This is a genomic window from Paractinoplanes rhizophilus (genome assembly GCF_042664765.1).
GTDB lineage: Bacteria > Actinomycetota > Actinomycetes > Mycobacteriales > Micromonosporaceae > Actinoplanes > Actinoplanes rhizophilus.
In genome coordinates this window covers 1-10,854 of record NZ_JBHTBJ010000080.1, presented here as the reverse complement: position 1 = coordinate 10,854, position 10,854 = coordinate 1, and the positions used below count along the sequence as shown (strand labels likewise).

Annotated in this window: 9 protein-coding genes; 4 read left to right on the top strand and 5 right to left on the bottom strand. The window is 68.9% G+C overall.

The window, feature by feature from the left end:
* Positions 1–135 precede the first annotated feature (135 nt).
* Both ACFQS1_RS39895 and ACFQS1_RS39890 read left to right on the top strand, forming a co-directional pair.
* Positions 136–501 (top strand): MerR family transcriptional regulator, encoded by a 366-nt coding sequence (locus ACFQS1_RS39895; protein ID WP_378978174.1) that lies wholly within the window; start codon positions 136–138, stop codon positions 499–501.
* On the top strand, positions 495–830 hold the full coding sequence (locus ACFQS1_RS39890; protein ID WP_378978172.1) for a thioredoxin family protein: 336 nt from the start codon (positions 495–497) through the stop codon (positions 828–830). Before ACFQS1_RS39895 ends, ACFQS1_RS39890 begins: the two co-directional genes overlap by 7 nt.
* On the opposite strand, the gene ACFQS1_RS39885 is transcribed toward ACFQS1_RS39890, so the two are convergent.
* Positions 820–1,377, bottom strand: coding sequence for a response regulator (locus ACFQS1_RS39885; protein ID WP_378978170.1), 558 nt, complete (start codon positions 1,375–1,377; stop codon positions 820–822). The two genes, ACFQS1_RS39890 and ACFQS1_RS39885, sit on opposite strands and share 11 nt — an antisense overlap.
* A 26-nt stretch (positions 1,378–1,403) precedes the next feature.
* Entirely contained in the window at positions 1,404–5,789 is a 4,386-nt protein-coding gene (locus tag ACFQS1_RS39880) for a HAMP domain-containing protein (protein WP_378978168.1), read from the bottom strand.
* 125 nt (positions 5,790–5,914) lie between these two features.
* Here ACFQS1_RS39880 and ACFQS1_RS39875 point away from each other — a divergent pair, with 125 nt between their 5' ends.
* Positions 5,915–7,957 (top strand): SpoIIE family protein phosphatase, encoded by a 2,043-nt coding sequence (locus tag ACFQS1_RS39875; protein WP_378978166.1) that lies wholly within the window; start codon positions 5,915–5,917, stop codon positions 7,955–7,957.
* 49 nt (positions 7,958–8,006) lie between these two features.
* On the top strand, positions 8,007–8,621 hold the full coding sequence (locus ACFQS1_RS39870) for a dihydrofolate reductase family protein (protein ID WP_378978164.1): 615 nt from the start codon (positions 8,007–8,009) through the stop codon (positions 8,619–8,621).
* A gap of 107 nt (positions 8,622–8,728) precedes the next feature.
* On the opposite strand, the gene ACFQS1_RS39865 is transcribed toward ACFQS1_RS39870, so the two are convergent.
* The 3 genes from ACFQS1_RS39865 to ACFQS1_RS39855 all read right to left on the bottom strand — a co-directional run.
* Positions 8,729–9,055 carry an XRE family transcriptional regulator gene (locus ACFQS1_RS39865; RefSeq protein ID WP_378978162.1) on the bottom strand — a complete coding sequence of 109 codons (327 nt, stop codon included), beginning with the start codon at positions 9,053–9,055 and terminating at the stop codon, positions 8,729–8,731.
* Positions 9,052–9,426, bottom strand: coding sequence for a type II toxin-antitoxin system RelE/ParE family toxin (locus ACFQS1_RS39860; RefSeq protein WP_378978160.1), 375 nt, complete (start codon positions 9,424–9,426; stop codon positions 9,052–9,054). The genes ACFQS1_RS39865 and ACFQS1_RS39860 overlap by 4 nt, the downstream gene beginning before the upstream one ends.
* Before the next feature lie 263 nt (positions 9,427–9,689).
* On the bottom strand, positions 9,690–10,854 hold a 1,165-nt coding region (locus tag ACFQS1_RS39855), incomplete at its 5' end, for a hypothetical protein (protein ID WP_378978158.1).

Sequence of the window (10,854 nt, the reverse complement as noted above, 5' to 3'; positions counted from 1 at the left end):
TCCAAATCGACGTGCACATGGCCTCCATGGTCATCGTTGCTCAGCAACGTCGATCATGGAGACCCTCACCCGTCACCCCGCAGCCACCCCCATCCACGCAGGTAACCCCGGTCATCACTCGTCTAGCGTCGGTGCATGCTGATCGGTGAGCTGGCCGAACGGGCCGGGACCAGTGCCCGCACCCTGCGCTACTACGAGGAGCAGGGTCTCGTGCACCCGCGACGGGACGCCAACGGCTACCGGCAGTACGACGACGCCGAGCTGCGGGTCGTCCACGAGATCCGGTCGCTGCTGGCGGTCGGGTTCGGGATGGACGACATCAAGCCGTTCGTCGAGTGCCTGCGCACCACCGGGTCGGGCCACGTCTGCCCCGACTCGGTCGCGGTGCTGCGCCGCAAGCTGGCCGAGGTGGATGGCCTGCTCGCCGAGCTCACCGGCCTCCGGCAGCGCCTGCACACCCAGCTGACCCAGGCCCTAGCTCATCGGGAGAGCCCATGCTGATCACCGTCACCGACGCCACCTTCGACGCGCTCGTGCTCAAGGCCGAGCTGCCGTTCGTCGTGGACTTCTGGGCCGACTGGTGCCCGCCCTGCCGGCCGATGGCGAAGGTGCTGGCCGAGCTGGCCGAGGAGTTCCAGGGCGAGCTGCTGATCGGCAAGCTCAACGCGGACGAGAATCCCGAGACGACCCGCGCCTACCGGGTCATGGCGATGCCGACGCTGCTGTTCTTCACCGGCGGGGTGCTGACGTCGTCGCTGGTCGGCTTCCGGCCGAAGACCGTGCTGCGCTCGGCGCTGGCCAACGCGGCACAGCCGTACGTCAATCGTTAGGTGACCCCCAGCGGGCCTTCTCCAGCAGTGCCAAGGCCTCGGAGGCCGCTTGCTCGCCGTTCGCGCGCAGCACTCGGGCCGCCTCGTCGACCGTCTCGGTCAGACGCTGCCACTGGGCGTCACGCTCGCGGGTCGCGTCGGCCTGGGCCTTGAGCTGCTGCGTCTTGGTCCACAGCTCCACGAAGATGCTGACCTTGGCGCGCAGCACCCACGGGTCGAACGGCTTGGTCAGATAGTCCACCGCGCCGACCGCGTAACCCCGCAGCGCCAGTTGCGCGTCGCGGTCGGCCGCGGTCAGGAACAGGATCGGTACGTGCCGGGTGCGCTCGCGCCGCTTGATGTGGCTGGCCGTCTCGAAACCATCCATGTTGGGCATCTGCGCGTCCAGCAGGATGACCGCGAAGTCGTCGGTGAGCAGCTGCTTCAGCGCTGCCTCACCGCTCTCGACGGCGACCGGGGTCACCGGCAGACCCTGGAGGATGGCCTCCAGGGCGAGCAGGTTGTCCTTCCGGTCGTCGACCAGCAGGGCCTTGGCGCGCTCCGCCACGCCCCCTCCTCTCCAGTTGCCGACAATCAGCCGCGCTCGGGTTCGATGGTGTTGTCGGCGTTCACCCAGCGGGCCATCAGCTCGATCAGCTCATCCAGGTCGACCGGCTTGGTGATGTAGTCGCTGGCGCCGGCCGCGAGGGCCGACTCCCGATCGCCGGGCATCGCCTTCGCGGTTAGGAACACTACCGGGAGATCACGGAAACGCTGATTACGGCGGATGCCCCGGGTCGTCTCATAGCCGTCCTGATCGGGCATCATGGCATCCATCAGCACGATGTCGACCTCGGGGTGCTCGGCCAGCAGGCGTACGCCGTCGACGCCGTTGTCGGAGTACAGGACGTTCAGCCCGTGCATCTCCAGGGCGCTGGTCAGGGCGAACACGTTGCGGACGTCGTCGTCGACGATCAGCACGGTGGCGCCGTCGAGCTGCCGGCCGGCCGGGCTGATGTGGTCGATCTCGGACCGCTGGCTGATCACCGGCAGATCGAGCAGCGGCATGTCGAGGGACTGGGCCGGCCGCACCACCACGGTCGTGGACGGCACCGCCGGCAGCGCCGGCGTCGGCTGGGTGTCGGGGGTCAGCGCGTCCGGCACGTACAGCGTGAAGGTCGAGCCTTCGCCGGGGATCGACGACACCACGATCGTGCCGCCGAGCAGCGCCGCGAACTCCCGGCTGATCGACAGGCCCAGGCCGGTGCCGCCGTACTTGCGGGTGGTCGTGCCGTCGGCCTGCTGGAACGGCTCGAAGATGATCGCCAGCTTCTCGTCGGAGATGCCGATGCCGGTGTCGGAGACCGCGAACCCCACCACCTGCTGGGCCGCGGACAGCGCCGGGATGTCGAAGTCGGTGGTCGGCGGCGCCGCGAAGATGTTCAGCGTGACCGAGCCCGAGTCGGTGAACTTCACCGCGTTGGACAGCAGGTTGCGCAGGATCTGCTGGAGGCGCTGACCGTCGGTGACGATCGACTCCGGCAGGTCGTCACCGACCGCGACCCGGAATTCCAGGTTCTTCTCCTGCGCCTGCGGCACGAAGGCCTGCTCGACGTACGCGCGGACGCCGTCGAAGTCGATCTGGTCGACCTCGACGTCCATCCGGCCCGCCTCGATCTTGGCGAGGTCGAGGATGTCGTCGATCAGCGAGAGCAGGTCGGAGCCGGCGCTGTGGATGGTGCGGGCGAACTCGATCTGCTTCTCGGTGAGATTCTGCTCGGTGTTGTCGGCCAGCAGCCGGGCCAGCAGCAGCAGCGAGTTCAGCGGCGTCCGCAGCTCGTGGCTCATGTTGGCCAGGAACTCCGACTTGTACGCGCTCGCCCGGGACAGCTGCTGCGCCTTTTCCTCCAGGCCGCGCCGGGCCTGCTCGATCTCGCGGTTCTTCGTCTCGATGTTGGCCTTCTGCTCGCTGAGCAGCTGCGCCTTGTCCTCCAGCTCGGCGTTGGTGCGCTGGAGCTCGGCCGACTGGTCCTGCATCTCGCGCGCCAGCCGCTGCGACTGGGAGAGCAGCTCCTCCGTACGCCGGTTGGCCTGAATGGTGTTGAGGGCGACGCCGATGGTGGCCACCAGCCGCTCCAGGAACGTCAGATGCAGGCCGGAGAAGGCGGCCACCGAGGCGAACTCGATCACGCCGAGCATCTCGCCCTCGAACAGCACCGGCAGCACGACCAGGTCGTTCGGCGGCATCGACATCAGGCCCGAGCGCATGGTGAGGATGCCGTCGTGGGTCGCCCGGACCCGGATCGTGCGGCGGGAGACCGCGGCCTGCCCGACCAGGCCCTCGCCCGGTCCGAAGGTCACCTCGTGGTTGCGGGCCACGTAGCCGTAGGAGGCGGCCAGCCGCAGGCGCATGACCGCCTGCTCGTTGTCGACCAGGAAGAACGCGCCGAGCTGGGCGTCGACCAGCGGCGTCACCTCGGTCATGATCATGCGGCAGACCTCGCCGAGGTCGCGCTGGCCCTGCAGCAGGCCGCCGATGCGCGCCAGGTTGGAGTCGAGCCAGCCCTGCTCGGCGTTCGCCTTGGTGGTCTCGCGCAGCGTGACGATCATCTGGTTGATGTTGTCCTTGAGCTCGGCGACCTCGCCCTGCGCCTCGACCGCGATGCTCTGGGTCAGATCGCCGCGGGTCACGGCCGTGGAGACCTCGGCGATCGCGCGCAGCTGGATCGTCAGCGTCGAGGCGAGCTGGTTGACGTTGTCGGTGAGGTCCTGCCACGTGCCCGAAACGCCCTTGACCTGGGCCTGACCGCCCAGCTTGCCCTCCACGCCCACCTCGCGGCCCACCCGGGTCACCTCGGTGGCGAAGCTCGAGAGCTGGTCGACCATCGTGTTGACGGTGTCCTTGAGCTCGAGGATCTCGCCGCGGGCGTCGACCGTGATCTTCTGCGACAGGTCGCCCTTCGCCACCGCCGTGGTGACGCTCGCGATGTTGCGGACCTGGGCGGTCAGGTTGGACGCCATGTAGTTCACGTTGTCGGTCAGGTCGCGCCAGGTGCCGGCCACGCCGCGCACCTGGGCCTGACCACCGAGCTTGCCCTCCGAGCCGACCTCGCGGGCCACCCGGGTCACCTCGTCGGCGAACGACGACAGCTGGTCAACCATGGTGTTCACGGTGTTCTTCAGCTCGAGGATCTCGCCCTGGGCGTCGACGGTGATCTTCTGCGACAGGTCGCCCTTCGCCACCGCCGTCGAGACCTGAGCGATGTTGCGCACCTGGGCGGTCAGGTTGGACGCCATCGAGTTGACGTTGTCGGTCAGGTCGCGCCAGGTGCCGGCCACACCCCGCACCTGGGCCTGACCACCGAGCTTGCCCTCGGTGCCCACCTCGCGGGCCACCCGGGTCACCTCGTCGGCGAACGACGACAGCTGGTCGACCATCGTGTTGACCGTGGTCTTGAGCTCGAGGATCTCGCCGCGGGCGTCGACCGTGATCTTCTGCGACAGGTCACCCTTGGCCACCGCCGTGGTCACCGACGAGATGTTGCGCACCTGGCTGGTCAGGTTGGACGCCATGTAGTTCACGTTGTCGGTCAGGTCGCGCCACGTACCCGAAACGCCCTTGACCTGGGCCTGACCACCCAGCTTGCCCTCCGAGCCCACCTCGCGCGCCACCCGCGTGACCTCGTCGGCGAAGCTCGACAGCTGGTCGACCATGGTGTTCACGGTGTTCTTCAGCTCGGCGATCTCGCCGCGCGCGTCCACCGTGATCTTCTGCGACAGGTCGCCCTTCGCCACCGCCGTGGAGACCTGGGCGATGTTGCGCACCTGGTCGGTGAGGTTGTTGGCGAGCTGGTTCACGTTCTCGGTGAGGTCGCGCCACGTACCCGAAACGCCGCGCACCTGGGCCTGACCGCCCAGCTTGCCCTCGGTGCCCACCTCGCGCGCCACGCGCGTGACCTCGTCGGCGAACGACGAGAGCTGATCCACCATCGTGTTGACGGTGTCCTTGAGCTCGAGGATCTCGCCCTGCGCGGCCACGGTGATCTTCTGCGACAGGTCGCCCTTGGCCACCGCCGTCGAGACCTGGGCGATGTTACGCACCTGACTGGTCAGGTTCGACGCCATCGAGTTCACCGAGTCGGTGAGGTCCTTCCAGGTGCCGGCCACGTTCGGCACGTCGGCCTGGCCGCCCAGCTTGCCCTCGGTGCCCACCTCGCGGGCCACCCGGGTCACCTGCTCGGCGAAGAGCCGCAGGGTGTCGGTGAGGCCGTTCATCGTGTCGGCGAGCTCGGCCACCTCGCCCCGCGCCGACACCGTGATCTTCTGTGACAGGTCGCCGCGGGCCACCGCGGTCGCCACCTGCGAGATCGAGCGCACCTGGTGGGTCAGGTTGGACGCCATCAGGTTCACCGAGTCGGTCAGGTCCTTCCAGGTGCCGGCCACGCCGCGCACGTCGGCCTGGCCGCCCAGCTCGCCCTCGGTGCCCACCTCGCGGGCCACCCGGGTGACCTCGTCGGCGAACGACGACAGCTGATCCACCATCGTGTTCACCGTGCGGCCGATCCGCAGGAATTCACCCCGGAGAGGTCGGCCGTCCATCTCCAGCGCCATGTGCTGGGAGAGATCGCCCTCGGCGACCGCCACGATGACCCGGGAGATCTCGGTGGTCGGCCGGCCGAGATCGTCGATCAGCGAGTTGACCGAGCGCACGCTGTCCGCCCACGCGCCGTCGAGGCCCTCGTCGTCCAGGCGCTCGGTGAGCCGGCCGTCGCGACCGACTATCCGGCTGATCCGGCGCAGGTCGAGGTTTTGCCGTTCCTGCAGGGAGATGACCTCGTTGAACGCGTCGGCGACCTCGCCGGCGGCTCCGCTGCGGCGCGGCAGCCGGACCTTGAGATCGCCCCGGCGCACCCGCCTCAGCGCCTCGGCGAGCTCGCCGAGCAGGGCGGCCTCGTCGGGCGCTTGTTTTGCCGCAGTCATGGTGTCCTCGCTTCCGATCCAACCACCCCGTCACCGGCCGTGGGCTCCCTATCCTCTCTCGCCCGACCGGGTCAATGCGAGAGACGACTTTGTACATCCCCCCATCAACAGGAGAGGATGCATGCGTGTCAGCTTCGGAGAGCCCGGCGGGCGGTCTCGTCCGGCGGGTCCGGCTGCCCAACGACCGGCGCACCCCCGCGGCCGCCCGGGCGCTCGTCCGTTCGGTCCTCGAGGACGCCGGTCTCGCCGGGCTGCTCAACGAGGCTCTGCTGCTCACCACCGAGCTCTCGACGAACGCGGTCGTGCACGCCAACACCGAGCTGGACATCGAGGTCAGCGCCGACCAGACCGGGCTGACCGTGACGGTCACCGACTTCGCGCCCGGCCCGGTCGAGCAGCTCGCGGTCGGCCCGCGCAACGAGAGCGTCGACATCGGCGAGGTCGCCGAGCGTGGGCGCGGCCTGCTGCTGGTCGACCACTTCGCCAGCCGGTGGGGAACCGTGCACGAGGGCACCGGAAAGGGCGTCTGGTTCCGCCTCGAGCTTCGTTCGGCGCCGTCGCTCGCGGCGTCCGAGCCCACCGCGGCGGTGATCCCCGCGTCCAACGTCCTCGAGGCCGGCACGCCGAGCGTGGGGGCGCTGACCGCGCTGCTGCAGATCAACCCCGAGCGGCAGACCGACGAGGCGCTCGCCGATTTCGCCACCGACCTGCTGTCCCGGCTCGCCCGGCTGACCGGCGCGGCCGGCGGGGTGGTGCGGCTCGACCGCGGCGACGGCGCCGGCCGGCTGCTCCTGGCCCGGCACGGCCGGCAGCCGCGCGAGGACGCCGACACCATCCGCGTCCCGCTGGCCGTGCACCGGCCGTACTCGGGGGAGCTCGAGCTCGACGCGGCGCCCACCGGTTACGCCCAGCCGCTGGCCACGATCGTCGCCGAGCGCTTCTCGCTGCACCTCGAGAACGACCGGCTCCGCCGCGCCGACCTGCGCCGGCAGACCTGGCTGACGTTCCTGGCCGAGGCCAGCGAGCTGCTCGCCATGTCGCTCGACGTCAACCTGACGATGGCGCTGATCCCGCAGCTCGTGGTGCCCCGGCTCGGCCAGTGGTGCGCGGTGCACACCACCGACGCCTGGGGCCGCCTACAGCTGGCCGCGGCCACCCACGCCGACGAGGGCGCGCTGGCCCAGCTGCACGAGACGCTCGCCGAGACCGCGCCCGACTCGATCCTGTCCCGGCTCGAGGAGGCGTCCCGGCTGGGCACCCAGGTCATGTTCGGCCCGCCGTCCGAGGGCTTCGCGGTGCCGCTGGTGGCTCGCGGCGCCCGGCTCGGCACGCTGGCGATCGGCAAACACGCGAAGCACCGGCACGACGCCGACGAGGTGGCGGTGCTGGAGGACGTCGCCCGCCGGGCCGCGCTGGCCATCGACAACGCCCGCATCCACGACGAGCGGCGCAAGGTCGCCCGCACCCTCCAGGCGTCGCTCCTGCCGCCGGCGCTCCCGCACGTCGAGGGGGTCGGCTTCGCCGCCGAGTACGTGCCGACCGGCTCCGAGGTCGGCGGCGACTTCTACGACGTGGTGCCGGCCGGCGACGACCGGTGGCTGGTCGTGGTCGGCGACGTCTCGGGCAAGGGTGTGCAGGCGGCCACGGTGACCGGCCTGGTCCGCGACGTCATCCGGATCCTGGTCGACGACGGCAAGCCGATGACCGAGATCCTCTGCCGGGTCAACAAGACGCTGGTGCAGCGCGGCGGCGGCCGGTACTGCACGCTCGCGATGGCCTCGGTGCGGCGCGAGGCCGACGGCACCCTGGTGGTCTGCCTGCACCTGGCCGGGCACGACCGGGCGGTGCTGGTGCGCGCCGACGGCAAGACCTCGTTCGTCGGCGAGGGCGGCACCGCGCTCGGCCTGCTGGAAACGATCTCCTCGCCCGACACCGAGGTCCGGCTGGGCCCCGGCGATTCGTTGATATTCTACACCGACGGCGTGACCGAGCGGCGCCGCGGCCGCGAGCTCTTCGGCACCGGCCGGCTGCGCGACGCGGCCGGCCCGCTGGCCGGCTATCCGGCCGACGTGATGGCGGCCCGCCTGCGCTCCATCACGATCAACTTCTCGGTCGAGGAGCCCCGCGACGACATCGCCATCCTGGTGCTCCGCAACGACGCGGCTTAGGGGTCGATTTCGCCCCTTTCGCCCGCTAGCTCGTGGCATGGTGATCCTCATGGCGAAGACGCAGTACTACACGGCGACGAGCATCGACGGCTACATCGCCGACGAGAACAACTCGCTCGAATGGCTGTTCGACGTCGACGGGGGCGCCGAGAACCCGTTCGGCGGCTTCTTCGCCGGCGTCGGCGCGTTCGCCATGGGCGCCAACACGTACGAGTGGGTGGTCGCCAACGACAACGTCGTGGCGGAGCCGCAGAACTGGCAGGACCTCTACGGCCAGGTGCCATGCTGGGTCTTCACCAACCGCGACCTGCCGCCGGTGCCGCACGCCAACATCTTCATGGTCAGCGGCGACGTGCAGCGAGTCCACGAGGCCATGATGGTCGCGGCGAAGGGCAAGAACGTCTGGCTCGTCGGCGGCGGCAACCTGGTCGGCCAGTTCGTCGACCGAGGCCTGCTCGACGAGATCATCCTGGGCATCGCACCGGTCCTGCTCGGCCGGGGCGCGCCGCTGCTGCCGCGCCACCTCAGCTCCCAGGAGCTGATCCTGACGGGCACGGCCCAGGTGGGCCGTTTCGCCTATTTGACGTACGCGGTGGGCGCGCCCCCGCTGCCGGATCGCCACCCGGCCACCACCGGCCGAATCCAGGAGCCGGCGGGCCGCTAGGTCGCCGTGTTGTGGGTTCGGCCGAGTCCCGGCATGTCGTGATCGGCTTGGGCTTTGCTCTGCTCACTTCCGGTAAGCATGGGCTGGTCCGTCCTCGGGCCGCGGGATCAGCCGACTACAAGGCGTTCACCACCGAAGTCAGCGACGATCTCCATGCGTCCGCCGAGTGCCGCGATGTAGGCAGCAAGGGTCCTCAGTTCGCTGGCATCGACCTTGGCGCGTTCGATTGCGGAGACCCGTTCCTGGCGCACCTTCATCCGATCGGCGACCTCGGCTTGGGTCAATCCGAGGCGCTTGCGCATCTCGGCAAGTCGGTGGGCTCGGCTGACGTTGATGAGCGCCTGAGCACCAGCCTCGACCTCAGCCTGATCCGCAGCGTCGGGAAAGAACTCGGTGAGGAAGCCCTCACGGTCGTATCCGTGGGTGCTGCTCATGACTCCTCCTTTTCTTTCAGGTAAGTCACATACCGCGCCTCAGCGAGCGGAATCGATTCTCGGTACCAGGCGGTCCATTGCCCGGCCTTGTCGCCGGCGACCAAAAGGACGGCGTTGCGAGCGGGATCGAAGATGAACAAAATCCGAATCTCCGTTGTTCCGGCCGAGCCGGGCCGAAGCTCCTTCAGGTTGTGCAGGTCCGATCCTTTGATCCGGTCGACCAGTGGTCTACCAAGGCTCGGGCCTTCTTCAAGCAGGGCAATGATCGCCTGGCCGACCAGGATGGCGCTCGCGCGATCGGTGCGGCGCAGCTGGTGGAGCCACTCCCGCACCTCCGTGACGACTTCTAGGCGATAGATCGCGCGCTCCATGCTACACGGATGCAGTACACCTACGTACTATGAATTCTGGTTGGCTTCCGGCCTGAACTGGTCAAACGGACTGGTAGCGGCTGCCAGGGACGATCGCTGGGCGGTTCGCATGGTGCAACGTCCGGTCCACCAAACGGACGGGGTCAGGCGCACAGCACCGACGTGTGCTCGGACCCAAGCCGCAAGTGAGCTGGTCTCAGTTGGCCTGCCAACGTGTGCAGCCGTAGGGTGCGTTTCTATCTGAGTGACTTTCTCGATCTTGGTCAGGCGGCCAGGTCGTATTGGTGCTGGTAGCGGCTGGTGTGGGTACGTTGATGTTCTTTCTCGAGATGAAACTTCCAGTAGGTCGGGAAATCGCCGTTCGTGATCACGGCTCGCAGCAGGAGCACGGCTTCTGCGCCGGGTAGGCTCCAGCGGGCGCCGGTGATCGCTAGGCGATCTTTCACCAGATAGCGGCAGGTCCCCTCGATCACGCCGGTCGCGATGGGCCAGCCCATGGCCAGGGCGATGCGGTAGATGAGGTAGGGCTGTTTCGCGGTGAGGTAGTCGATGCAGCGCTTGAGCCCGGATGCTGGTGTGCCGGCCTGGGCGAGGGCCTCATGTTGGCTGGTCAGGTCGGCGATGACTCGGGCTGGGTGGTGTTCGAGCAGGTCGCGGGCGGTGCGGGCGATGAAGGCGGCCCGGCCGGGCTGGGTGGGGTGCAGGTCCTCGGCGGCCTTCCAGAGGTATTCGAGGACGTGGACGAAGTCGAGGATCAGGTTGATCCGGACGCCGTGGGCGTGGGCCTCGGCGTTGATGCGGTCGATCTGGTGGTTGTTGCCGTCGACCAGCACGATCCAGCGGCGCAGGTGTTGCGGGTCGCGTTGCTGAGCCCGGTCGAACAACCTGGTGGTCATCGGGGCGGTGGAGTCGATGATCGACGCGTCGACCTCTCGGTTGACGGCTTTGGGCCCGGGCCGGCGGCCAGCGCGTTCGATCGCGCCGGTGGGCATGATGTCGGCCGGGCCGCGGACCGCGGGTGCGGCGTCATAGACCGCGGTGACCACGGCCATACGGGTCCGGCCGGTGCGTTCGCGGCAGGAGAGCTGCGCCGACGGCGGTTGCGGCCCGTGGTCGCGGCCGGGTGGGGTCTCGCGCAGCCCGGAATCGATCATATTGATGCCGGTGGCGTCGATGCTGAGCACGAGCAGGTCCCGCGGCCCGGCTTCGCCGCTGGGACGGGCGGCCGGGGCGGGAACAGAGTGCTGGGGGTAGAAGTCGCGCACATCTTGGGCGGCGCCGGTGGTGATCTGCATCAGCTGCGGGCGTGTCGGTAGGTCTGTGTAACGGATGAGTGGATTATCCGTTTTCCGCCAGATATGACCTGATGGGGCAGACAGGATCACGATCATGACACTGACCGATGAGTTTGAGCACGTCGCCTTGGGC

What these genes read in the sequence shown, in the direction of transcription:
- ACFQS1_RS39895 (WP_378978174.1), top strand. Translation starts at nt 136, where the DNA reads ATGCTGATCGGTGAGCTGGCCGAACGGGCCGGGACCAGTGCCCGCACC.
- ACFQS1_RS39890 (WP_378978172.1), top strand. Translation starts at nt 495, where the DNA reads ATGCTGATCACCGTCACCGACGCCACCTTCGACGCGCTCGTGCTCAAG.
- ACFQS1_RS39880 (WP_378978168.1), bottom strand. Translation starts at nt 5,789, where the DNA reads ATGACTGCGGCAAAACAAGCGCCCGACGAGGCCGCCCTGCTCGGCGAG.
- ACFQS1_RS39870 (WP_378978164.1), top strand. Translation starts at nt 8,007, where the DNA reads ATGGCGAAGACGCAGTACTACACGGCGACGAGCATCGACGGCTACATC.
- ACFQS1_RS39865 (WP_378978162.1), bottom strand. Translation starts at nt 9,055, where the DNA reads ATGAGCAGCACCCACGGATACGACCGTGAGGGCTTCCTCACCGAGTTC.
- ACFQS1_RS39860 (WP_378978160.1), bottom strand. Translation starts at nt 9,426, where the DNA reads ATGGAGCGCGCGATCTATCGCCTAGAAGTCGTCACGGAGGTGCGGGAG.